General features: G+C 34.8%; 19 protein-coding genes. 2 read left to right on the top strand and 17 right to left on the bottom strand.

Features of this window, described 5'->3' with window-relative positions:
* Positions 1-18: 18 nt before the first annotated feature.
* Entirely contained in the window at positions 19-996 is a 978-nt protein-coding gene (locus CPG45_RS11455) for an ABC transporter permease (RefSeq protein ID WP_096232045.1), read from the bottom strand.
* Between the two features lie 78 nt (positions 997-1,074).
* Positions 1,075-2,757 (bottom strand): ABC transporter substrate-binding protein, encoded by a 1,683-nt coding sequence (locus CPG45_RS11450; protein WP_096232044.1) that lies wholly within the window; start codon positions 2,755-2,757, stop codon positions 1,075-1,077.
* A gap of 549 nt (positions 2,758-3,306) precedes the next feature.
* Here CPG45_RS11450 and CPG45_RS11445 point away from each other — a divergent pair.
* Both CPG45_RS11445 and CPG45_RS11440 read left to right on the top strand, forming a co-directional pair.
* Positions 3,307-5,067, top strand: coding sequence for a sensor histidine kinase (locus tag CPG45_RS11445; RefSeq protein ID WP_096232042.1), 1,761 nt, complete (start codon positions 3,307-3,309; stop codon positions 5,065-5,067).
* Positions 5,057-6,664, top strand: coding sequence for a response regulator (locus CPG45_RS11440; RefSeq protein ID WP_096232040.1), 1,608 nt, complete (start codon positions 5,057-5,059; stop codon positions 6,662-6,664). Before CPG45_RS11445 ends, CPG45_RS11440 begins: the two co-directional genes overlap by 11 nt.
* A 42-nt stretch (positions 6,665-6,706) precedes the next feature.
* On the opposite strand, the gene CPG45_RS11435 is transcribed toward CPG45_RS11440, so the two are convergent.
* The 15 genes from CPG45_RS11435 to CPG45_RS11370 form a co-directional block, all read right to left on the bottom strand.
* Positions 6,707-7,663 (bottom strand): acetylxylan esterase, encoded by a 957-nt coding sequence (locus CPG45_RS11435; protein WP_096232038.1) that lies wholly within the window; start codon positions 7,661-7,663, stop codon positions 6,707-6,709.
* 35 nt (positions 7,664-7,698) lie between these two features.
* Positions 7,699-9,204, bottom strand: a complete 1,506-nt coding sequence (locus CPG45_RS11430) for a GH39 family glycosyl hydrolase (protein ID WP_096232024.1) — start codon at positions 9,202-9,204, stop codon at positions 7,699-7,701.
* Positions 9,205-9,233: 29 nt separating this feature from the next.
* Positions 9,234-11,276 carry a glycoside hydrolase family 52 protein gene (locus CPG45_RS11425; protein WP_096232022.1) on the bottom strand — a complete coding sequence of 681 codons (2,043 nt, stop codon included), beginning with the start codon at positions 11,274-11,276 and terminating at the stop codon, positions 9,234-9,236.
* 66 nt (positions 11,277-11,342) lie between these two features.
* A complete protein-coding gene (locus CPG45_RS11420) occupies positions 11,343-12,413 on the bottom strand; it encodes a Gfo/Idh/MocA family protein (protein WP_096232020.1) in 1,071 nt (356 codons plus the stop codon).
* Between the two features lie 77 nt (positions 12,414-12,490).
* A complete protein-coding gene (locus CPG45_RS11415; protein ID WP_096232018.1) occupies positions 12,491-13,702 on the bottom strand; it encodes a Gfo/Idh/MocA family protein in 1,212 nt (403 codons plus the stop codon).
* Between the two features lie 25 nt (positions 13,703-13,727).
* Positions 13,728-14,816: a zinc-binding dehydrogenase gene (locus tag CPG45_RS11410; RefSeq protein ID WP_096232017.1), complete on the bottom strand. Its 1,089-nt coding sequence runs from the start codon at positions 14,814-14,816 to the stop codon at positions 13,728-13,730.
* Positions 14,817-16,616: an FAD-binding protein gene (locus CPG45_RS11405; RefSeq protein WP_231968725.1), complete on the bottom strand. Its 1,800-nt coding sequence runs from the start codon at positions 16,614-16,616 to the stop codon at positions 14,817-14,819.
* 1 nt (position 16,617) lies between these two features.
* Positions 16,618-17,763: a 4Fe-4S dicluster-binding protein gene (locus tag CPG45_RS11400; protein WP_096232015.1), complete on the bottom strand. Its 1,146-nt coding sequence runs from the start codon at positions 17,761-17,763 to the stop codon at positions 16,618-16,620.
* Between the two features lie 53 nt (positions 17,764-17,816).
* A complete protein-coding gene (locus CPG45_RS11395; protein WP_052409915.1) occupies positions 17,817-18,263 on the bottom strand; it encodes an FGGY-family carbohydrate kinase in 447 nt (148 codons plus the stop codon).
* A 62-nt stretch (positions 18,264-18,325) separates the two neighbouring features.
* A complete protein-coding gene (locus CPG45_RS11390) occupies positions 18,326-19,981 on the bottom strand; it encodes a transposase (RefSeq protein ID WP_096232014.1) in 1,656 nt (551 codons plus the stop codon).
* Positions 19,982-20,073: 92 nt separating this feature from the next.
* Complete coding sequence (locus tag CPG45_RS16875) at positions 20,074-20,205, bottom strand: GH39 family glycosyl hydrolase (RefSeq protein ID WP_157732389.1); 132 nt, start codon at positions 20,203-20,205, stop codon at positions 20,074-20,076.
* A 29-nt stretch (positions 20,206-20,234) separates the two neighbouring features.
* A complete protein-coding gene (locus tag CPG45_RS11385) occupies positions 20,235-22,277 on the bottom strand; it encodes a glycoside hydrolase family 52 protein (protein WP_096232013.1) in 2,043 nt (680 codons plus the stop codon).
* A gap of 30 nt (positions 22,278-22,307) precedes the next feature.
* A complete protein-coding gene (locus tag CPG45_RS11380; protein WP_096232012.1) occupies positions 22,308-23,378 on the bottom strand; it encodes a Gfo/Idh/MocA family protein in 1,071 nt (356 codons plus the stop codon).
* Positions 23,379-23,397: 19 nt separating this feature from the next.
* Positions 23,398-24,558, bottom strand: coding sequence for a Gfo/Idh/MocA family protein (locus CPG45_RS11375; RefSeq protein WP_096232010.1), 1,161 nt, complete (start codon positions 24,556-24,558; stop codon positions 23,398-23,400).
* An 89-nt stretch (positions 24,559-24,647) separates the two neighbouring features.
* Positions 24,648-26,723: an alpha-glucuronidase family glycosyl hydrolase gene (locus CPG45_RS11370; protein ID WP_231968724.1), complete on the bottom strand. Its 2,076-nt coding sequence runs from the start codon at positions 26,721-26,723 to the stop codon at positions 24,648-24,650.
* Positions 26,724-26,757 lie beyond the last annotated feature (34 nt).

Raw genomic sequence — 26,757 nt, 5'->3', positions numbered from 1 at the left:
GAAATTTTGTAAATTAAATTAAAATGCACTTTCACCACTAAGTGCTTTCGATATCCTATTTGCTAGCGTAACCATTGCTAAAGAAACAACGGAATTAAATATACCTGCCGCTGTCGCAAATGAAAATCTACCCATTGGTATGCCATAATTGTATACATATAATTCCAATGTCTGTGAATAATCTATGACCATCGGATTTGATAATAGAAAAACTTGTTCAAAGCCCGCGTTCAATATCCAGCCTGCATTTAATATTAAAAGTATTTTTATAGTAGGTACTATTGACGGCAGAGTTATAGAGAAAATTCTTCTTATCCTACCGGCCCCATCAATACTTGCTGCCTCATACAACTCATTGTCTATGGCAGTCATCGCCGCCAGATAAATAATTGAATTCCAGCCTACTTCTTTCCATATATCGGAAAGTGCCATTAAAGGCCAGAAAAGATGTGGAACTCCTATGAAATTAATCGACTGCTTTATAATGTGAAATTTTAAAAGCAGTTGATTTATCACTCCATCTGGCGATAAAACATCAAGAACAATACTAGCTGCAACAACCCATGAAACGAAATGAGGCAAATATGAAATAGTCTGTACTGTTTTTTTAAACTTCATATTTCTAACTTCATTTATCAAAACTGCCAACGTTATTGAAGAAAAAAATCCAAGAAAATATTTTAAAATACTAATTCCTAACGTATTTCGTATTGACTGATAAAAAGTAGGATCTTCAAAAAGCATTTTGAAGTTTTCAAGTCCGACCCAAGGCGATTTGTTTATTCCAAAAGCAGGGTTAAAATTTTTAAATGCTATTATCCATCCCCACAACGGAACATAGCTAAATATAATCAGCAATACAAGAAACGGCAATACAATAAATACCAATTCTTTTTGTTGACCTAATTTCTTTAAAAATTTTTTTCTCTTATCTTTTTTATCATTTATCATTTTCCCTTCTGATAAAACTTCTACTCTAGCATCTGTAAAAGCCATGTTCAATCCTCCAAATAATATTTTAAGTGTAATGAAGTACGAATAATCGTACTTCATTACAAAAACACCGTAATTAGTTTACTTTGTTCCCCAATGCTGAATTCTCCAGTCTATTTGTTGCTGTATATAAGGCACTTCAAGGTCGTACTTGGCTTTCTGCATTTCAGATACGTATTCTTTCCAAATGCTTTCGAATTGATCAGGTTTTGCTGGAATCATCTGTGCCACATATTTTCTTGTGAGATCAGAAGCTTTTTGATTAGCAATCTTTATCTGTTGTTCGCTATCTGGTATGCTTATATCGTATACAAAACCGTAAGGTGTTTCAATTGGTGGTGCCATCATTTGTGACAAATTAGTTATATTATATGCTTTTAACACTTCTTGTTCATATGGTTTGTATGAACTTGCTATATATTCTGGACTATCTTGAGGTGATGCAAAATTGCCATCTGCAAGTTTTACACCGTCATTTGGATGTGGAAAATACCAATATTGTCCGATTCCTTCTTGTTTAGTATAATTGTTATCTTTATATTGAGCTAATTGTTCTGGTGTCATGTACATCTTTCCATCTTTTACTGTATAATCTTTACCTTCAATTCCCCAGTTTTCAAGCTTCAAAGCTTCATCACTGCACATTGCATCCAAAAATTTGAATGCAGCTACAGGGTCTTTACAACTCTTTGTTATACTAATACCTGCACTATTGCCTGTCATATTCATACTATTATAGTCTTCTTTTGTAACACCATCGAAGGTTACAGGCAAAGCAAATGGAACTCTGTCGTAAAGTTTTTGTTGCTCTAATGAATTGATCGCGTCTTGGATATCCCATCTCTGATCGTAAAATCCTAAAACTCTTCCAGAAGAAATTAAACTTAAGTATGAATCATAATTTCTAGTAAACATTTGCTTGTCAAGTATGCCTTTATTCCATTCCTCGTTTAATTTTTTATAATAGTCGTGTGCCCACTGGCTTATGGCAAATGGATGTGCTTTATTGTTATCGTCAACCCACACATCGCCTGTGTTTGCATTTCCTGCTAAGTAACTTGGTACACCAGTTAACGTGAATATCTTCCAACTATCAGTGAGAGCGGTAAATCCTATTACTGGCTGTCCATTATATGTCGGATGCTTTTTTACATAATCTTCAATTATGTTAAAATACTGATCAAGCGTTAATTTCTTAGGCCATCCAGCTTCTCTTAAAACCTCTAACGGAAGATAAAAACCAGAATATGGATATAAGTATAATGTTTTTCTTGCTGGTGTTAAATAATAAATATGTCCATCTTTCGCTCTCATCTTGTTTAAATCTTGTGGAGAATACCATCTTTTTATGTTTGTACCGTATTTGTCAATCAAATCATCAAGAGGTACCAGAACATTAGCCTCCCTAAAAAGTTCAAATGTTTCATTGCTCGTCTGAATTAAATCAGGCAATTCACCACCGCTAATCATAAGTGTCGCTTTTGATTTTTCATCTGTACCAACGAGATAACTTACTTGTAAATTAACGCCTGTCAATTCAGAGAGTTTTTTCCAGACAGGTGTTTTTGTGTAGTCATATGGTGTAGCAGTTGATGTGTTATAAAAAAGCGTGAATGTCTTCATTTGTTTAGTGCTGCTGTTATTACTTGATGTATTTTTACTTGTATTATTGCTGGTTGTTTTTGTAGTGCTACATCCTGCCAAAAGTGCCGAGATAACTATTACAATCGCCAGAATTAAAATTAAAACTTTTTTTCCTTTCATCGCTTTACCTCCTAACAAAATAAATTTTTCTTATCTAAAATTTTACTAAAACAACCACCTCTCTTTTTAATTAGTTTATCTGATTTGTGAGTAGATTTGATTAAACATTGTATTTAAATATTTTTATACAAAAATCTACTCACATAAATCAGTAAATAAACATTTTAACGTTTACTACTGTAAGCTTTTAGCATTAATCATGTTCTATAACTTCGAAATACAAAGAAATTAATCAAATCAAAATCAATAAGAAATTAACAAAATTGCAAAATAACTATATCTGTTTTTATTTTATGAGAAAATTATAGCTCAAAAATATTTTATTAAAATAGAATTTTTTTACGTAATTCTTTAATTTTTTTACTTTGTTTACCCAACAAATAAACTAGTTACATTTTCTTTTAATATGTGATAAAATATATGATAGATATTTTAATTTGTATAAATATCACAATAATAAAACTTAAAATATAGTTAAATTCATTATTTCATGTTTTTTGCAAGTAGATGTCATTAATTCTAAATTATTACTCCAAAGGAGTTAATATTATGTTGAAAAGGTTTATTAAAAAATTTAGTGATCTTAATATTTCAACTAAGATAATTTTATATTATATGTTTGTTTTAATAACTTCGATTTCTTTTCTTTCAATAGCATACAAAGAGATAAACAATAACATTACAAACAATAAAGTTATGCAGGTTTCAAACGAAATTGTTTCGAACATTAATTCTAATATTGAATCGTTAATCAATTCAGTTGATAACCAGTCAAAAATACTGATTTCGAGTCAAATACTGCAATCAGCTTTGTCAAACGGAAATGCAGGTAATTACGCTTCCTATATACAATCTATGAGCAAATATTTGGCTGATTTTTTAAACTTTAATGATTTTATTTCGTCTATATATATATTTGACAACAGAGGAAATGAATACTTTGTAGATAATGTTTCTTATAAAAATATTAATTTATCTGTGCTAAAATCAGCTGATTGGTACGATAAATTAATAAGTTTAAGAGGTGCTTATATATTAATAGCTAATAGTGGTAGTTTGATAAATGATAGCAAAGGAAACCAAGGATATGTATCTTTCATAAGAGTGATAAATGATGTAAATAGCCAAAAGCCAGCAGGATTTATGATAATAAATATTTCTGAATCTTACTTGTATAAGTATATATATAGCTCAATAAATACTTATACATCTGGTATCATAATAAAAGACGAGAATGGTAACAGTATAGTAGAGCCGACTAATATAAGCAAAAGTTTAAATAACGAGATATTCAATTATATAAAACCCAATAATTCCGCCATAAAAAAGATTGACGGAAAAGTGTACATTATTTCGGATCTTAAAAATGAATTCGGCTGGAGTATAATAAGCGTCACGCCATTTAACGAGCTTAATAGTCAATTTTTGATATACAATATAATACTTCTACTTGTTATAATAATAAATGTCATATTGCTTATTTTAGGGCTATTGTTTATATCGCTGTTTATCACACAGCCCATAGTAAAGCTGGTAAACTCCATGAAGGGAATAAAGGATGGAAAATTTGAAAAGGTAAATATTATAACCGGCAATGATGAGATAGGGATGCTAAAAGATGTTTATAACAAGATGATCGATGAAATCAAAAAATTAATTGGCGACATCATTAGCGAGCAAAAGATGAAAAGAAAATTGGAACTGGACATAATGCTATCACAAATTAAGCCGCATTTTCTATTTAATTCTTTTGACGCAATAAGCGCCCTTATATTGATGGGAGACACTAAAAATGCCAGCAAGATTGTCAAGGCATTGGGTAAATTTTATAGATCTTTTTTAATTAACGGCAATGAGGAAATCACTATAAAAGAAGAGCTTGACATAATAAACAATTATCTTACAATACAAAAAATAAGGTTTGGAGATAAGTTTAAAGTTGAAAGGGATATTGATGAGCAAACATTAAGCTATAGAATACCAAAACTTATATTGCAGCCATTAGTTGAAAATGCCTTAAACCACGGTATAAGATGTAAAGACGGTCAAGGAATCATTTCAATAAAAGCTTTATATGGTGATAATCAAATTATACTTATGGTGGAAGACAATGGAAAAGGCATGAGTGAAGAAAAGATAAGAGAAATCGAAAGTGGCATGTCTAAAGGTGTTGGCCTTAGATCGACAATTGAAAGGTTGAAGATATATTACAATTCTGCAGATATAGTAAAAATTTACAGCAAAATAGATGAAGGAACAAAGATTGAAATAACTATCCCGATAAAAAAGGAGGATCAGAATGATAAATGATAAGATAAAAGTGCTTTTTATTGATGATGAGTATCTTGAAAGAAATCTATTAAAAGGTTGTATTGATTGGAACATGCTTGGAATGGAAATAGCAGGCGAAGCATCAAATGCGGAGGAAGGATTTAAACTAATAGCTGAACTAAAACCAGATGTAATTTTCACAGATATAAAAATGCCAGGAATTGACGGCATAAAATTTAGCGAATCTATTTTACAAAAATATCCTACAATAAAGATTGTCATCCTAACTGGTTACAATGACTTTAATTATGCTCAAAAATCCGTAAAAATAGGTATATCTGATTTTTTGCTTAAACCGATAGATGAAGATGAAGTCTTAAATACTGCATCTAAGCTAAAAGCAGTCATAGAAAGTGAAAGGAAGGAAAAGAAAGAATTTGAAGAATTAAAAAGACAGCTTTACGATAATCTGCCTTATTTAAGAGAGCGGTTTTTAAATGAGCTTATTAGTGGCAATTTAGATGGCAATTTGATAAATGAAAAGTTAGAATTTTTCGATATATCTCTGGATGGCAGCATTTACCAAGTTGCCGCTTTAGAGATTATAAATTCAAATGATGTAAACGAAGAATCTCGTCTGATTCAAAATTTTAAAGTGACTAATTACGTAAAAAATTATTTTAAAGATTTGAAAAGGATCATTGTCTTCACTGACTCAATGAATAGAATTATCATCTTAAACAACGATGAAAAATTAGATCTATATAAAATCTGCATAAGGTTGAAAAATAAAATCATCAAAGATGTTGACTGCATTGTAAATATAGGCATAGGAAATATAAAAGGAGAGATAAGCGACATAAAAGTATCGTACATTGAAGCAATAGATGCATTAAACTACCACATAGCAGTTGGCAACAACAATGTCATACATTATAGAGATGTACAATTTACAGAAAGCAAAACTGGGCTTGACACTAATCATCTGTTAAACGAATTGAGATTTTACATGAAATCAGGCTTAGAAAACGATGCAATAAATATTGTAAAAGATGTGTTTTCTAATATAGATCTTAAAAGCGAAAATGTAATTAAGTTAATCCGCGTTACAGCATTAAACATTATATCAATTTGCTTCTCTGTGTCATTAGAGCTAAAAGAAAACTTTGATGATATATATTTGTCTGAGGTAGAGTCTTACAACAATATCATAAATATAGAGACGCTGCCTGACATGATTGAATATATATCAACAATTGTAAAAAGTACGATTAAGGCAGTAAACAAAGAGCAGATAAGCAATATCAATAATTTGATTGATAATGTTAAAAAATTTATAGAGGAAAATATCAGCGATAGCAATCTTTCGCTGTCGTACGTTGCTAAGCACTTTTACCTAAATCCCAGCTATTTAAGCAGGACATTTAAAAAGGAGACAGGCATAAACTTCATAGAATACCTTACAAATAAGCGAATGGAAAAAGCAATAAATTTGATAAAAGAAAAAAATATGAAATCATTTGAAATCGCCAATGCAGTCGGCATACAAGACCCAAATTACTTCTCATCGTGCTTTAAAAAGTATACAGGTTTAAATGTAAGTGAATACAAAAAATTGATAAAAAATATTGTATGAGGAGATCTGACTACATCAAATCTCCTCATACTTTTTTAATATTTAAAGCTCCAGTAAAAATTGCATAGCTAAATCATCAAATCCCCTCATAGGCTCATGTCCATAATCAGGATAAACTTTTATATCCTTCTGTGATTTTATATTGTTATACGCCGCAAAAACAGTCGATGGCGGGCAAACCTGGTCCATCAAGCCAACGCTCATTAGCACATCGCCTTTTATTCTCTTCGCTAGATTCTTAACATCTATATAACCAAGTTTAGTAAATACTTCATTTTCCCTTTCATGTCTAGGATCAAAAAGCCTAAAATAGTCTGTAATCTCTTGGTATGCGTTTTTTGCAAGGTCTAAATCCCATACCCTCTTATAATCAGATAAGAAAGGATACTCTGATACGACTTTGCGTATACGGGGTTCTAAGGAGGCGCACGCCAGTGACAGCCCTCCGCCCTGAGAAGGTCCCATTACACCTACTCTATCTTCATCAACTTCTGGCATATCCATGACTATTCCAGCCAATTGTGCAGTATCTAGAAAAATATGCCTGAATAGCAAGTTGTCTACATCATCGTCTAATCCTCTGATTATATGTCCATTAAGAGTATTTCCTTTTACACCGCCAACATCTTCAGATAGACCACCTTGGCCTCTTGCATCCATCGCCACAACTGTAAAACCTGCCGCCACGTAATTTAATTTATCATTCCAATCCCCTGAATTTGACGAATATCCATGAAATCTTATTAGTGCAGGATGCTTTCCATCTGTTTTAGGCTTTATATACTTTGCATGTATCCTTGCGCCCCGCACGCCGGTAAAGTACAAATCATAGCATTCTGCAAACGGCACTTGAAAGCTACTGGGATTAAGTTCAATTTTGGGATCAACTGACCTCATCTCATTTATAGCTCTATCCCAGTATTCATCAAAATCTTTCGGACATGGGTTTGTACCGGTGTATTCCCTAAGCTTTTCTAAAGGCATATCAAAAAGTCCCATTTTTATCCTCCTAAATTACAAAGTATACATCTTTATTAATATCCATTTATTTTGCTATCATCTAATCCTATATATGTGCTTGATTCATCTATTATTTCAGTCAATTCAAACAATGCCACAGCATTTTTCCCCAATTTAAATTTCAAATTGACATAGCCATCATTTGATGTAGCTCTACTTGTTTTGATTTCCGGCCTCGCAATATCTCTTAAAGTTCTAATTTGCTCTTTACTTGGAAATCTCGGCCTTCCCATGTGTATCCACGCACCCCAAGGATTGCCGTGTTCTTCATCAATCATCTGTTTCTTTATAAAAACATCTTTGAATCCTACAGGTATTTCCAGTTCATATTCCTTATCTGGATTTTCTGTTTTCTCCATTATCTCATTCCAGGCAATCAATGCAATCGACCCATCATCCCTTCTAGTTATAAGCATATGGTTATCCCTGTAAAGTACCTCTTCTCCTATAGAATTGAAAAATTTAAACATGTGAAAAGTCGGCTTTGGTATCTTATTCAATGCAACTAGTCCAAATCCTCCATGAAACTGCGATCTTGGAACATCCTTCTCCTCAAACACATCGCTGAATGTCCAATATGAAAATGAGTCAACGTAATCTCCGCCTTCACTTAAAATCCTCGCAAGATACGCGGCATTGAATGGCGTATCATGTACTGGATTAAGCGGACTATATGATGTATTATATTCCGTTATGTGGAATGGAAGATTAGGAAAAGGCGAATTTTTGATCATTTCCCTTACTTTCTTAAATTCATCAATCATATAAGTTGCCGGCATGATCTCTTGGTATATAAGATGCGGAGTGTACTCTCCCTGTTTGGATGTATACGCATGGCGGGACACAAAGTCAACAGGCACATTCTCCTCATTACAGAAATTCAAAAAGTCTTCTATCCAGTAGTCAGATCCGCCGCATATAGCTGGACCTCCAACTTGTAAATTTTCATTTACTTCCTTAATAGCCTTTGCAGTAACCTTGTAGAGCTTAAAATATTCCTTTTGATCTGCATCTTTCCAAAATTCTTTTAAGTTTGGTTCATTCCATATCTCAAATGGCCACTTCAAGACTTCTTCAATCCCATATCGAGAAATAAAGTGATTCACAACCGCTTTGACAAGGTTACTCCACTTATCATAATCTTTAGGAGGAGTAACATTCCCCTCCCAATAAAATACTGTCTGTGTGCCGGACGCTAATTTTTTAGGCATAAATCCGACTTCGACGAAAGGCCTTATCCCTAATTCCAAAAATGAATCAAAAATTCTATCTATATATGTGAAATTGTAAAACGGCCTTACGTCATTGCCTACTACGTCCTCACGATAAATACCTACATCGTCGCACAAAATTCCATGTCCACGGATGTATTTAAAATCGATGTTTTCTTTTACGTATTTTAATGTATCAATGTACTCTTTCTGTAGGGCCAGCCCTAGCCTCCCTGTACCTACGCAATATCTCCATCTATTTGTGAATTTTTTGACATCAGAATTTTTTGGTATCTTTATTTTTACCATGTTAAGACCCCCGATAGCAATTTTAAAAATTATTTCATCCACAGTATGCTTGTTACAAGCCTCGGATAGAGACGGCTTCCTCTAGGTGAACCTGTGTCGCTATTAACCTGGTCTGTAGCACAATCTTCACTGCAAGACACCTGTTGCCACATTGCGTGTACTCTATCCCACTCAATCTCTTTATCTCCAAAGTCTATATTAAGCACATCTTTTATGACATATTGACACAAGAATATCTTACTGTTCCATGTATTCTTGCTTGTTGAGGAAAGCTTCCAGCCACCAGATACTTCATCTATGCATATACCCGGTTTCATAATCGTCATAACATGCTTCTTCAATACCTTTATAAGCTCACCAAAAACTCCTACCTCGCTTACAAAGTCAGTATATCCTACAACATACGGATAAACCAACGCCTCAACAGCCGGTATTATCCTAGATGTATTTCCATTTTCAAATACCGCAGGGATATACTGATTTTCTGTATCAAACTTGCCAACAATTGTATTTGCAGCCTCTTTCGCCTTTTCTAGCGCTTTTTTCGCCTTTTCTTCCAATCCATTTTCTTTAAATAGTCCATGTAGTACTACATACGCTGCCCACGTCTTTACGCCAAGGTATAAATTATTTCTCGCCTGACCAAGGCTTTCATCAAGGCTGTCATAAGTAGTTATCTCTGAGCCATTTTGGCATCTTGAACTGTCCACATCCATTATCCCGTCGTTATTCTTATCCCTTGCAATGATGGAATCAAAGCATTCAGAAAAAACATCCATGTTCTTATTAAGCCATTCTTTGTCGTTCATTTTTATGGCATAAACAGAACCTGTCAGCACCCAGTTTAAAAGCTCCTCATGAGTCATATAACTGAAGCATCCTGTAAGGTTAGGAAGTTCATAAGAAGAATACCCTTTTTTAGAAAAACCATTTGCAACACCCATATCATGTGTAAATGCAAGACCTGCTTGATCCTTGTAGCTGTAATTTTCCACGTACAAGTCCAGTGTATTTGTAATAGTCCACGGGTGAAATCTCATTTCCCAGAAGACATGATCAACCGTCAAATCAAATGTGTTTATCATTATATATTCGCCTTCATTTACAACCCATAAAGGCGTACCATCGGTTCTTTTAAGAAGCTCAGTGCTGGCATAATAGCTGTGAGCAGCATGAGCTAGCAAAAACTGCCTGTATTCATTGAGTCCGCTTTTCCTAAGCTCTTCATCCCTTTCTCTAGCCAAATTTACATAATAATCAACATTGTCAAGACCAAACGCAAGGACATCCTCTAGCGACTTAAACACAGAAGTATAGTAAAACTCAGTATCAATTCCTGTCGTTATAATTCCACTTTGATAAGTTGCTAATGCAATAGTAAATGTTCTCTTGGCACCTGCAGGAACTTTAAATATCAAAGAAGGTGCTCTACCAAGACCGTGGTTTTGATAATTGCCATTGGCCCATGACGTCAAAATATCAAGTCTTGACAGTTCTCTTACATCATCGCTTTTTTTGATGGCAAAACCGTATTTTCTTTCAAAGGCACCACCTAAGTACTTTCCGTCTGTTAGCTCAGATAATATCCTTTTAGGCCCTTCAAAGCCAAATATCATCTCAGCGTCCTTATCACTGTCAGTGTTGTCCATCGTCAACTGCACAAATATAACAGGAGCCAGTGCGAGTTTTTTCTCATTTTCATCCATCACTGCAGGATCTTTGACGTATCCAAATGGAGTAAGTATTGAAAATCTAAAGTTTCCAGCAGTCCATGTGTCTGATGCCCATCCTAACTCTCTTTCTATTTCATCTTCTTTAAAAACTTTTATATTTTTTTCTTTTTTGTTTGTAGAGACTTCTCCTGTAAACTCTTCCTCAGCATTTTTTGTATCATCTTTAATAAATGGAAGTAGGTTTATCACTCCATCTATTTTGTATCCAATATAGACATTGTTCTCAGGCGGCCGCACATCATTTAGTACAACGCCACCGCCCTTACCGCATTTTCCAATCACAAAACTTGAAAAAGCTCCAAATGCGCTGTGATGCGCATAAAAAGATTTGTTTTCCAAATCACAACACTCCTTATCTATCGAGGTCCTACCAGCAGAAATATAGATAGGACCTCATTATTTTATTTATTCCACTTTTACAGCACTAGTCTGTGCATCTAATGCTAGCTCTATAGCTTTAAATATATGCTCTTGTGTCATGGCATTTTCTGTCCTGTTTAAGCAGTCCAGTATTAATTCACCAAAGAAAGGAAATCCGACTTTCCCCTTTACATCCATATGATATTCGCCATCTTTATTTGCCATGTAAACATGGTCTGTCGTATTTTCTCTAGCAACATCGATGTACTTTCTAAGCTCTATATATCCATCTGTTCCTAATATAAATAGTCTTCCGTCTCCCCATGTGCCAAGGCCATCTGGAGTAAACCAATCAAGCCTAAAATAGCCTGTTGCGCCATTGTCGCCAACTAGTGTCACATCGCCAAAGTCCTCAAAAGTGGGATACTGTTTATGATTGTAATTTGCTACTTTTGCTGATTGGACCTTAGCATCTTTTGCACCTGTAAAAAACAAAAACTGTTCTATTTGATGGCTTCCTATATCGCACAGTATTCCTCCAAATTTGTCCTTTTCGTAGAACCAGTCAGGCCTTCCCTTTCCTTCTCTATGTGGTCCCATGCCAATGACTTGTATTACTCGTCCTATTGCCCCTTTTTCTACTAATTGTCCTGCATAGACAGATGCTTCATTGTGAAGCCTTTCACCATAATAGACTGCATATTTTCTCTTCGTCTTTTTCACTTTCTCTTTAGCTTGCTCCAGTTGCTCTCTTGTTGTCATAGGCGGCTTGTCTGCAAAGTAGTCTTTGCCAGCATCCATAGCTTTTAAGCCTATAGCGCACCTTTCTGATGGTATGGCTGCACTTGCTACCAATTTAACTGAGTTATCCATCAGTATTTCATCTTCGTCTCTGGCCTTTTTGGCAGTAGGAAATGCTTTTATGAATCTTTCAACTTTCTCTGGGTCTTTGTCATATACCCATTTTACCTGTGCACCGGCTTCTATTAGTCCTTTTGTCATTCCATATATGTGCCCATGATCTAGTCCAATTGCTGCAAATTCAAAATCTCCTTCACTGAAGACTTTTTTAGCTTTGCTTTCTGGCATATAGTACATACCGTTTTCTCTGCTCATTTGGTATTCCTTCTTCCTAGATTTAAGCTACAATTTTAATACACATTTATAAGTTATATTGATTATCTAGCCTATGCTCATTTTTTAAACAAATCAAATTTCTCATAATTTTTCATATTAACCTTTTCCGTCTTCCTTCCCCAATTAACATTCATTTCGGAAAACAATTTTTTGTTTTCACTTGCGTATTCAATTATCTCTCTTATATTCTTGATATAAGTAAATTTTTTCCCATCCTCTATATTAACTTCAATAAACTCATCAGGAATATCAAAAATTTCTTTAGATGACTCAAAAGCTCCATTAGATGCAAGTACAAAATTTCTCGTAATTTCAACTGGACAATATAATTCTTTACCTTTAAATAAATGTTCTATCATGTTTTCATATATCTTAACAAATAAATCTTCTTTACCACCATCATATACTTCTTCATTCCCATCAAAATACTTTATACGAAATTTATTATCATAATTCCAATACACATTCGCTTTTTCAGCTTCAACAATTATATATGGTAACTCTTCTCGCTTATTACATAGTGTTGAATAATAATATACCTCTATTCCTTTTGTTGTTACTATTTTAACGCAAGCTGTATCCTCACCTTCAATCTTATGTCCATGATAGAGCTCTGAAATCACTTCTTTTGGTTCTCCACCTCCTTTTTCTGAGGACTCAGCTATAATTAATTCATTATTCAATAGATGAGCTAACGGATTATTAATTGACCCATCTAATACATAATTATTATTAATAACTAACTTACCTGCCCAATTGTTCCTTTGGTAATAACTATCATCTCTTTTCCAACAGCCAACACCTATAATTGTTTTAATCTTTCCTAATTTCCCTGATTTAATGTATTCGATAAGTTTTCTAAAAGCTGTACCAGAAGTATTTTGAAAATCAACTGCGCAAATCTTATTGTAATTTCTTTTTGCTTCAATTATTGCATTAATATCTTGAATTGTAACAGCAGGTGGTTTTTCTAACAATACATTAAATCCTTCCTTTATTGCGTCTATTGCCATTTGAGCATGAAAATGAATAGGTGTAGAAATAACCACAAAATCCAAATTTTTCATATCATTTAACATTTGTCTGTAGTCCTTAAAATATTTAACACCATTTAATGATAATTTATTTATTATATCTTTATTTTTCTCATAATTTACTTCCGTAATAGCTTTTAAATTAACCTTTTTCCCTTCTAAAAAATTTATTGACCTTAAATGAATACTACCAAATCCACTAATTCCTATTAACCCTATTCTTGCTATATTCAAAATTCTCGTCCTCCTAAAATTAATTCTAAGGTATCAATATAGATTTTACTGTATTTCTATTTGCCATATCCATTAAAGCTTGAGTAGCATCAGATAATTTATATTTATTTGTTATCATTTTCTTAAACAATTCCTTATTGTTTAATACTAAATTAGCTGCCATATAAAGATGTTTCGTATCACTTACCCAAATACCTTGATACCTTAAATTTTTCCTTGTTATATCATAATAACAGTCAATTGTCACTGTACCATTTGGATCGCCAAAGCCAAGCGACAAATAATTTCCTCCATTTCTAACCAACTTAATTCCTTCGCTAACCGCAGATGGATGACCTACCGCTTCAATTGCTAAGTCTACACCCTTTCCTTTTGTTATATCCATAATAATTTCTTTTCTTTGCTCTAATGTAGTTAAATTTCTATCAAGTACAATGGTTGCACCAAATTCCTTACACATATTTAATCTTTCTTTCGTACCGCCAATTACAACAATATTTTGTGCACCATATTCTTTAGCAAATAATATTGCATAAAGCCCAATAGGCCCTGGACCTTGGATTAAAACAGTATCACCAATATCATGTGAAATAGTATCAAATGCATGCGCACATGTTGCTCCTGAACATGATGCTGACACTAATATTTCGGGTTCTATATTATTATCTATTTTTAACACTTTGGTATTTTTATCAAGATATATATATTCAGAATAGCATCCTCTCAAATAAGGCGGTTGACTACACCCCACACTTATTCCATATGTCCATCTATCTTGGCATAAATAAGGTTCTTTTTTAACTGTACAATAATAACATTTGCCACAAGTTACGCCTCTATCCCAAATTATTAAATCTCCTTCTTTCAGCTCATAACCATACACATCTTTCCAATTCCCCGAAATTGTTTCAACCCGACCGACACCTTCATGACCAAGAATCATCGGTAATTTCGCTCTTGGATCGTTACCTTTGAATATATGTGCATCAGAACCACATACTCCAGCAGCTTCTATTTTAACTAAAAGTTCGCCATCTTCTGGTAATTTCAATTCAAATTCCCTCATAACAAGAGGTTTATTGAATTCTTCGAGGACCATTGCACGTGCTTTCATCTATATCGCCTCCAAATCTTGTGGCTTTATAGGTTCAATCCTATTTACTTCAATTTCGTTTTTTTTGTTATCAAGTTTGCAAACATGATAAAAATTATATTTTTCATTTCTTGGCTTCGGCAATAAATCATCAGATCTTTCAAACATAAGATGTGGTCCACGGCTTTCCTTACGCAATATACAACTTTTTACAATAGCTTCCGAAATCAAAAGCATATTTTCAAATTCTAAAATACCTGTATATTCAATTGGTTTTATTTGTTTTGCTTTTAATTCATTTATAAGACCTAATGCTTCTTGTAAGCCATCAGGATACCTTATTACGCTTGCATATAAATCCATTACATATCTAAGCTTTTCCTTTGCTTTTTCTAAATTTATTCCACTTTGGGATATAAAATCTTTATACCTTTCAAATATGTCACGTGCTTTAAGAAGTCCAACATCCTCGTCTAAATCTACACTTAAAGAAAATTCAAAAGCATTTTCCCCTGCAACTTTACCGAAAACCTGAGTATCCAAAAGTGAATTCCCGCCTGGTCTATTTGCTCCATGTTGCCCTCCTGCACATTCACCACATGCATATAAACCCGCAACATTTGTTTGAGCTTTCTGTCTTATTTTTACTCCACCTTGAAAATGTTGAATAGATGGCTTAATTTCTAATAAATCCTTTTTTAGATCAATTCCCCTTTCAGAAAACCACTTTATCGTTTGCGGATTTATTTCTTGTAATCTATCAATTGGAGTTAATCTACAACTTGTCAATTCTTTTATCTCATCATAATATTTCTTTTTCAAATCATCTCTTAAATATTCAAAATTAAATCCACTAGGGTTCTGTCCGAAATCTAGAAAAACCCTATTTCCCCTCATTATTTCCCTAAAAACAGCAACATCTATATTCCAAGTTTTGTGTTCAGCACTAATTGGCCATGTTGAACCTTTTTCAAATATGTCATTAAATGTTATACCATAATTAATTAAAAACTCTTCTCCTTTATCATTAACAAACCTTGGTATACATCTCATTATACTTCCAGAACATGCAATCTTCGTTTTTGGCGATGCTAAACCAATTTGGATGAATTCCATATTAACAAGCTCAGCACCTGCCCTTAATGCCATTGCATATCCATCACCTGTCATCCCAATTGGATAGACATTATTACCATAAATCTCCCCTGCCCCACCTGTTGCTAATATTACAGATTTTGCAAGAATAATTATTTCATGTTCATCTATAAACCCAACCGCACCAAAAATTTTATTATCTACCACAATTAAGTCACTTACCATTACATTTTCTAAAACTTCAATTTCTTTGATTTCACTAATTTTTCTCACAAGAGCCTTTTCTATTTGAACTGCAGTATCTGGTCCAGTAAAACAAGCTCGAGCATATATCGAACCATCAGTTACAAACTGAGACGGTATATCATTCTCTTTAACAAATGGTACTCCTAATCTTTCTAAATAATAATAAGCTTCTGCTGAATTTTTTGCTAAAATTTCAGCCAAGTCATAGTCGGAAACAAATCCGCCAATCTCATAAATATCTTTAGCGTGGTATTTCCAATTATCGTTTATTCGCGGACAAGTTGTAGGAAGTGTTACATGAAAAGCCATTCTATCGGAATATGCTAATGCAGTTGTACCACAAGCACCAAGTCTTCCTTTTACTGCAATAATTATTTTTATATTTTTATTTGAATTATGCGCTCTTTCATAGGCTGCAATTGCCGCTCTAAGTCCTGCGCCACCACCACCTATTACCAAAACGTCAGCTTTATATATCACTTTAATTTCTCTCCTTTTCAACCATTGAAATTGCATTAACAGGACAAACTTCAATGCATAATCCACACCCATCACAATTTTCTTTTATCATAAATTTTTCTTTATCGTTTTTAATTGCATCATATATACAAACATTAAAACACTTTCCACAACCAATACATTTATCCTTATTTATACTTGCAACTCCCCAATGTCTTCTATCAACTGATTCCATATCAAGAATTTTATCACAAACTTTGCCTTTAAAATCATTAATGGTGCGATATCCTTTCCTATCTAAATATTGTTCTAAATATTTATTTATTTGTTTTATTACTTCATAACCATTTAAAAAAACTGTTGTAACAATTTGAACAGCAGATGCCCCAGATAATATATATTTAATAGCATCTTCACCATTCATTACGCCTCCACTAGCACTTATACTACACTTTAATTTTGGCGATACAGCACTTATCCATCTCAACCCATACATAATAGCCCATGGTCCACCATGCCCTGCATATCCACCATGTAAAATTGGTATTTCTTTTTCTATATCTATATCAAGACCTGTAAATCTATTAAACATAACAAGTCCATCAGCTCCCGCTTGTTCTAGCCTCAATGCATCAGATCCTGGATTTGCAGATTGCGGTGTCATTTTGGGTATTACAGGTATCTTAACGTTATTTTTTACTATTTTCGTTGTATGCACCATTTCTTCAATAATGTTCATACCAGACATAATGTGTACTCCATGAGGGCATGAAAGATTAAGCTCTATTGCATCAGCTCCCGCTTCCTCCATTAATTTACTATATTCAATCCAAGCATCATCCGTATAGCAATTAATACTAGCGATAACAGGTATACTCAATTTTTGTTTTGCATTAAAAATAAATTCTGCATATTCTTGTGGATTCAATTCACTTGCCTGCTCATATGTGTAAAACGTAAATGTATTAGTATGTTTTACTATCTTAAATCGAGGTGTCGGTGATTTTCTAGAAATTTCCTTCTGAAATAAACTTTTAGTTACTACAGCACCTGCTCCACATTCTTCCGCTCTTTGCAACAATTCAATAGAACCAGTTATACCAGCAGAACCTACAATTATAGGCGTTTTAAGCTTTAAATTAGCATAAGTCGTAGATAAATTTAACATTTTTATTTCCCCCTCATAAGTATTTATAACTAAAAATAATAAAAATTAGTATACTATTCAGTTGGTGTAGAATACCTCTCTTGCTCTATAGAATTCTTTATTATTTTTCTTCCCTCTTTTAAATCTTTTATAAATCCCAAAGCCATAAGTTGGACTATCACGTTGCCATAGATTGACGCTTCTACAGGTCCTGTTACAACTATTTTACCCGTAGTATCCGCAGTTAACTTACACAGGAACTTATCCTGTATTCCTCCGCCAACCATATGGATAATATCTATTTCTCTTCCTACAATGTCTTCTAAATTGTTTAAGCAATTTTTGTATTGTTCAACTATACCATTGTAAGCAGCTCTCGCTATATCACCGATATCCTGAGGCAAACCCTGCCCCGTTTCTACACAATATTGCTTTATTGCTTCTGCCATATCATCGGGAGCTATAAACAATTTGTCATCGGGATTAATTATAAACTCTTCATGCTCAGCTTTAGATGCCATCTGGCTGATCTCTGGAAACTCTATTTTTATACCATTGATTTGAGTGTCATAAGTGACATTTTTTAAGCTACTAATAACAACTCTGCTTGGATTTTACCTGTTTTTGTAAGAATAAATTTGATTTCGATATTTTTATACAAACTCGCAGCCATCTCCGCTGCCATTTTTAGTACTTTTTTTGCGTTTATAGCTCCTATTTTGAATGAAAACCAGATTTTTGAGCGCACTAATCCCCTTACAGGTATCACATCTACATGATATTTTCGTCTTAGTATTGATGGTATACCCTCCACTCCATTTCTTATCTTTTGAAGTACACTGTATTTTTCTGTTGACATCTTTTTTAAATAGCTTGCTCTCTGTATTGTTTTCGCTGTTATTAATACATACGCTGATTTTTTCTGTAGCTTTGCTCCACATTTTTCTCTTAGTGGACAATGTTCACATGTTTTTTTATTAAAGGATGCTCTATATAATCCTGTTTTTTCATAGTATCTTGTTTTGTATGGTTTTTCTCCTTTTGGGCATTTGATTATTTCATGGGTTACTTCATCTAATTTAAATTCGCTTTGTATTTCATCTGGTAATTTCCCTATAAGAGCTGTTGTTATTAGTTCGATATTGTTTTTCTTTGCAAGTTCTATGTTTTCAATGCTGCTGTAAGCTCCATCTGCTATTATTGTTATTTCTTTTTCTTGTTTCCCAAGCTTTTCTATTGTTTCTTTGCAAAAGCTGCTATCGCTGTGTGTGTTTACATCATAGTCATAGCTGGTTATTATGGAGCCTTTTTCATCTATTGTTTCTACTATGTTAGCTACATAGCCTTTATGGTCTTTTCCTGCTTTTTTGCGGTATGTTGCATCTGGGTCGCTTGGGTTTTGGAGACTGTCAGGGCTTATTTTTTCTTTTTCTACTGGTACTATCTTGCCTTCTTCTGTTATTTCTGTTTGTTCTTTTAGTACACGCTGTAATAGCTGATATTCTGGTAACTCAGCGTATGCTTCTCCTAATTCTTTTATTAGCGTATAAGCATCTTCAATTATTTCTTGAAGTCTCTTTGTTATGTCTTCGTTTTTTCTATGATAGATTGTTTTGTTTCTGTCGTCTTCGTCTAAGTAGTGTTCCATGTTTTTGAGATACTCATATTCTCCTGTTTTGTATACTGCTTTGACCATATTTGCTACGCATGTGTATAGTATTTCTAATCTGGACATTTTTTTGCAACTGGATGATACCATAATGCTGTCCATTCTTTTTACTGATGGATTTATATCAAAGTATTTTACAAATACGTTTGCCATGGCTTCCATTTCTTCATGAAGAAGATCTCTTCCTGTTTCTAGATTGTAAAGATATAGCCTTTCACGGAAGCGGCTAAAAGTCCTATCACTGAAAGGTTGACTTTTGAAGCTTGTAGTGTGAAGGGCGTACTGGAAACGAACATCACATAGGATGCTTGCTAATAGTTCGTCGTCTGTAAGGTTAAACATTTCTTTTAGTATTAAGGCTCCAATTATTGCGTTTACAGGACTGTTTGGACGAGAAGCTGGATTGTCACTGTACAATACGGAAAAGCGCTTCTCGTTGATTGCTGGAAATATGATTTCAGCAAAATCTTTTGCCCATGAGTTTAAAACAAACTTTTTTGTTCTATCATCCAAGTTTAAGAATCTGTCCTCCATTGTGATTTGTTGATATTCGTTTGGTTTGAATGCCATGGCTATGTATCGCTCCTTCTATTTCCTTTTGTTTATATTTCTATTTTACCATATTTCATCTAAACTTGGATGAAAAAAATACTTTTGACACCTTAATCAAATTTTAAAGTATCAATATACTCTTTTTGCAGCGCAAGTCCCAATCTTCCTGTACCTACACAATATCTCCATCTACTGGTGAATTTTTTGCCATTAGAATTTTTTGGTATCTTTATTTTTACCATGTTAAGACCCCCGATAGCAATTTTAAAAATTATTTCATCCACAGTATGCTGGTTACAAGCCTCGGATAGAGACGGCTTCCTCTAGGTGAACCTGTGTCGCTATTAACCTGGTCTGTAGCACAATCTTCACTGCAAGACACCTGTTGCCACATTGCATGTACCCTATCCCACTCAACCTCTTTATCTCCAAAGTCTATATTAAGCACATCTTTTATGACATATTGACACAAGAATATCTTGCTGTTCCATGTATTCTTGCTTGTTGAGGAAAGCTTCCAGCCACCAGATACTTCATCTATGCATATATCCGGTTTCATAATCGTCATAACATGCTTCTTCAATACTTTAATCAGCTCGCTAAAAGTGCCTGTTTCGCTTACAAAGTCAGTATATCCTACAACGTACGGATAAACCAACGCCTCAACAGCCGGTATTATCCTAGATGTATTGCCATTTTCAAATACAGCAGGGATATACTGATTTTCTGTATCAAACTTGCCAACAATTGTATTTGCAGCCTCTTTCGCCTTTTCTAGCGCTTTTTTCGCCTTTTCTTCCAATCCATTTTCTTTAAATAGTCCATGTAGTACTACATACGCTGCCCACGTCTTTACGCCAAGGTATAAATTATTTCTTGCCTGACCAAGGCTTTCATCAAGGCTGTCATAAGTAGTTATCTCTGAGCCATTTTGGCATCTTGAACTGTCCACATCCATTATCCCGTCGTTATTCTTATCCCTTGCAATGATGGAATCAAAGCATTCAGAAAAAACATCCATGTTCTTATTAAGCCATTCTTTGTCGTTCATTTTTATGGCATAGACAGAACCTGTCAGCACCCAGTTTAAAAGCTCCTCATGAGTCATATAACTGAAGCATCCTGTAAGGTTAGGAAGTTCATAAGAAGAATACCCTTTTTTAGAAAAACCATTTGCAACACCCATATCATGTGTAAATGCAAGACCTGCTTGGTCCTTGTAGCTGTAATTTTCTACGTACAAGTCCAGTGTATTTGTAATAGTCCACGGGTGAAATCTCATTTCCCAGAAGACATGATCAACCGTCAAATCAAATGTGTTTATCATTATATATTCGCCTTCATTTACAACCCATAAAGGCGTACCATCGGTTCTTTTAAGAAGCTCAGTGCTGGCATAATAGCTGTGAGCAGCATGAGCTAGCAAAAACTGCCTGTATTCATTGAGTCCGCTTTTCCTAAGCTCTTCATCCCTTTCTCTAGCCAAATTTATATAATAATCAACATTGTCAAGACCAAACGCAAGGACATCCTCTAGCGACTTAAACACAGAAGTATAGTAAAACTCAGTATCAATTCCTGTCGTTATAATTCCACTTTGATAAGTTGCTAATGCAATAGTAAATGTTCTCTTGGCACCTGCAGTAACTTTAAATATCAAAGAAGGTGCTCTACCAAGACCGTGGTTTTGATAATTGCCATTTGCCCATGACGTCAAAATATCAAGTCTTGACAATTCTCTTACATCATCACTTTTTTTGATGGCAAAACCGTATTTTCTTTCAAAGGCACCACCTAAGTACTTTCCGTCTGTTAGCTCAGATAATATCCTTTTAGGTCCTTCAAAGCCAAATATCATCTCAGCATCCTTATCGCTGTCAGTGTTGTCCATCGTCAACTGCACAAATATGACAGGAGCCAGTGCGAGTTTTTTCTCATTTTCATCCATCACTGCAGGATTTTTGACGTATCCAAATGGAGTAAGTATTGAAAATCTAAGGTTTCCAGCAGTCCATGTGTCTGATGCCCATCCCATTTCCCTTTCTATTTCATCTTCTTTAAAAATCTTTATGTTTTTTTCTCCACTATTGTTAGAAACTTCTCCTGTAAATTCTTCCTCAGCATTTTTTGTATCATCTTTAATAAATGGAAGTAGGTTTATCACTCCATCTCTTTTGTATCCAATATAGACATTGTTATCAGGCGGCCGCACATCATTTAGTACAACGCCACCGCCTTTGCCGCATTTGCCAATCACAAAACTTGAAAAAGCTCCAAATGCGCTGTGATGCGCATAAAAAGATTTACTTATCATGTGAAACACCTCTTTTTAAGATTATAAATTTCATTCTACCTTTATTGCATTTGTTTGAGCCTCTAATGCTAGCTCTATAGCTTTAAATATATGCTCTTGGGTCATTGCATTTTCTGTCCTGTTTATTGAGTCCAGTATTAATTCACCAAAGAAGGGAAATCCGACTTTCCCCTTTACATCCATATGATATTCGCCATCTTTATTTGCCAGGTACACGTGGTCTGTCGTATTTTCTCTGGCAACATCGATGTACTTTCTAAGTTCTATATATCCATCTGTTCCTAATATAAATAGCCTTCCGTCTCCCCATGTGCCAAGGCCATCTGGAGTAAACCAGTCAAGCCTAAAATAGCCTGTGGCTCCATTATCGCCAATTAGCGTCACATCGCCAAAGTCCTCAAAAGTAGGATACTGTTTATGATTGTAATTTGCTACTTTTGCCGATTGGACCCTAGCATCTTTTGCACCTGTATAATACAAAAACTGTTCTATTTGATGGCTTCCTATATCGCAAAGTATTCCTCCAAATTTGTCTTTTTCGTAGAACCAGTCAGGCCTTCCCTTTCCTTCTCTATGTGGCCCCATGCCAATGACTTGTATTACTCTGCCTATTGCCCCTTTTTCTACTAATTGTCCTGCATAGACAGATGCTTCATTGTGAAGCCTTTCACCATAGTAGACTGCATATTTTCTCTTCGTCTTTTTCACTTTGTCTTTAGCCTGCTCCAGTTGCTCTCTGGTTGTCATAGGCGGCTTGTCTGCAAAGTAATCTTTGCCAGCATCCATGGCTTTTAAGCCTATAGCGCACCTTTCTGATGGTATTGCTGCACTTGCTACCAATTTAACTGAGTTATCCATCAGTATTTCATCTTCGTCTCTGGCCTTTTTTGCAGTAGGAAATGCTTTTATGAATCTTTCAACTTTCTCTGGGTCCTTGTCATACACCCATTTTACTTCAGCACCAGCTTCTATTAGTCCTTTTGTCATTCCATATATGTGCCCATGATCTAGTCCAATTGCTGCAAATTCAAAATCTCCTTCACTGCAGACTTTTTTAGCCCTGCTTTCAGGCATATAGTACATGCCGTTTTCTTTGCTCATTTGGTATTCCTCCCTATTTTTACTTAATATCTCTTCCAAATGTTATACGTTCGTCATTGAAATTTTCTACAAACGTTTTTTTCTCATAAAAATGAGGTACACTTGACATTATGCCATCTACTGTATAGAATGGATCATCTTTATTAAGTGGAAGCTTTACAACTTCCCTTGTTGTTGCTGCTTTGTAGATAGCCGTTATAAGCTCTAAGGCATTCCTTCCGTCGCTACCTTTTACCAAGATTTCATGTTCTGATTCTAATGCCTTTAATACATCATCTATTTGTGGAGTATGACCGCTGTACTTCGTTTCTTCCAAGCTGTCATAATAATCTTGTATCTTCTTTTCTAATTCTTCATCTCTGCCTGATGGAAAACCATTGCTTGATGCTGTAGATGCATATACTTTCCACGGTACAGATATCCTCGCCTTTTTCCCTTGAAGTATTATCTGCTGCTCCTCGCCGTGGTGCACAACTGAACTGGTTATTTGAGTTAACGCACCACTTTTATACTTAAGTATCGCTATCGATATGTCTTCAACTTCGGCGTTGTCATGTGCTACATTGTTCATGACAGCCTGTACTTCTTCAGGCATTCCTAAAAGCCATATAAGCATGTCTATATGGTGTATTGCGTGATTTAATGTGCATCCTCCACCTTCTTTTTCCCATGTACCTCTCCACCACAGATCGTAGTACGAATGACCTCTCCACCAAAATGAGTCTACTTGTGCATGTACTATATCACCTGCCAGGCCTGACTCAACGATCTTTTTTAATTTCATAAATTGAGTCCTGAAGCGATTCTGCGCTATTACCGACAAGAGTTTTTTGTTTTTCCTTGACGCTTCTATCATCCTGTCGCACTCTTCTAGTGATGCTGCCATTGGCTTTTCTACGATTACATTCTTTCTGGCATTTAAACTATCCACTGCAATGTCTGCATGTGTGTATGGCGGTGTACATATGTCAACAATGTCAACATCTTCCATCTCCAGTATCTTTTTGTAATCGTCATATACGATAGCATCATTTAAACCGAACCGCCTTTTCTTTTCTTCTGCCTTATCTCTGTAGATGTCTGATATTGCTACAATTTTGCACCTATCTTTAAACTCTAATAAGCCTTGTATGTGAGCAGAAGAAATATTGCCTGCGCCAATGATGGCTATATTAATCATAATAAACTTCCTCCAATCAATCAACTAACTTTATAATCCAAATTTTTAGATTTTTACCGTATTTCTATTGCAAGCTTTGCCTTAGACGGTTATTCATAAATTTTCCTTCCATGTTCATCTTTTATGCCTGTCTTTCTGTAAAAATAGGTATTTACAACATCTCTCCACTCTTTAGCATCAACAACCTGTATGTCTAATCTTTCTAACACGGCTTTAAATATCTCGTCGTCTATTTTCTCTTTTAGTTTCATCCAAGATTCTCTTAGCTTTTCTGCCCTTTCCACTCCTTCAAAATGGGTGTCGTAAATATGCTGTATTACAGTTTTCCCTGATTTCAATTTGTGGTCATAAGGCACATGATGGAAGAAAAGCAAAAGCTCATCAGGACACGTATCGATGTTTTCGTACATTTTCGCAACAGGCTCTTTGTACTGCGCCGTATAACCTGTCCCCGTTGCTACAGTGCGGTCAACGCCTATACCTCTAAAATCGGCGTAATGGTATGTTCCCCAATGTGAGTACTCGTATCCATCTACACTAGGTCCGTAATGATGGCCGGGGTTTACCATCCATCCTATCCCAAGAGGACTTGTATACTCCTCATATATCTCCCTAGATTCCAGCAGCATCGGTACAACCGTCTTCAAAACCTCTTCATCGCACCCAAATGTAAGTTTAACCCATTCCTCAGCAATCTCTCTTGACGAAAGGTCTGGATTCCATGAAAGCCTTCCGAAACCGAAGAGATTTGATTGTGCAAGAGGATGTCCTGTCCATGACTTACTATCGCCTATGTTTGCTACAGCGACAATTCCGCCGTATTTTGCTCCAAATAAGCTGCCATTTACCACTTTCTTTACAAAAGAGCCTTCGCCTTTCGCAAATGTATCAAAATCTAAAGCTTCCTTCCAAAGGGGCACAAGGTAGCATAAATGCTTCTGCTGTCCTGTGTACTCTTGAGTGATCTGAAACTCCATAAAAACATTTGTCTTCTCCATTGCGCCAAATAATGGCGTAATAGGTTCTCTTATCTGAAAATCCATCGGGCCATTTTTTATTTGCAAGACAACATTATCCATGAATTTTCCATCTAGCGGCTTGAAATTGTCATAAGCTGCTTTTGCTCTATCTGTAGAGCGGTCTCTCCAGTCTACCATGCAGTTATATACAAAAGTCCTCCAGATAACAATACCGCCATATGGCTTTAATGCTTCAGCCAGCATATTTGCACCATCTGCATGATTGCGTCCGTATGTGAATGGGCCAGGTCTAAACTCTGAATCTGCTTTTACTAAAAATCCTCCGAAGTCAGGAATGTAGCTGTATATTTTTGATGCTACATCTTTCCACCAATTCTTAACTTCATCGTCAAGCGGGTCTGCAGTAGAAAGACCACCTATCTCAACAGGGGAAGCAAAATTTATGCTTAGATATGTCTTTATACCGTAATCTCTAAAGACATCTGCGATCCTTTTTACATCAGGCAAAAATTCATCTGTAATAAGCTTAGTTTCTTGCTGATGGACGTTGACATTATTTATTACAACGCCATTTATTGCAATAGAAGCAAGTAGCCTTGCATAATCTTTTATCCTCGAAAGATCTTGGACTATGCGATTATCTTTAAAGAAGATAGATTTTCCCGCATATCCTCTTTCAATATTACCATCCATATTGTCCCAATGATTTAATATCCTAAAAGCATTTTGAGGATTATCAATGCACAATGTATCTTTCAGATTTTTACCACTAAATATAGACCTTATTAGGTGAAAAGCACCATATAGTACGCCTTTTTCACTTCCACCTATTACTGCCATTATTTTTCGATTATTTTTTTCTAATGTCTTTAAGGCAAAGCCTTCATTTTCAAGCTCATTTTCCAAATCAATATTAAATCCTTCTGCCTTAAAATCATCTGGAGTGCCTACAAAAATGCAATTAGACTCCGGCATGTTGCCGATAATTTCTATATCAGCATCTTTAATATTCGATAAAGCTTTTTTTAGCTCATTGGCCGCATTGCTAATAATCCTATCATTGCTTTTAACTACAATATAATTAAAATAATCCTTATATCCATCAAGTACTTTTTCGTTGCAAGGTTTAAACCTAAGCCAGCAGTCGTATATGCTGCTAACTAATTCCCTATTATTCAACGTCATAATCTTATCACTCTCCATAAAATGTTAATGATTA

The sequence above is a fragment of the Thermoanaerobacterium sp. RBIITD genome (assembly GCF_900205865.1).
Lineage (GTDB): Bacteria > Bacillota > Thermoanaerobacteria > Thermoanaerobacterales > Thermoanaerobacteraceae > Thermoanaerobacterium.
Note: the sequence above shows the minus strand (reverse complement) of the source record. Positions and strands in the feature narration are given on the sequence as shown.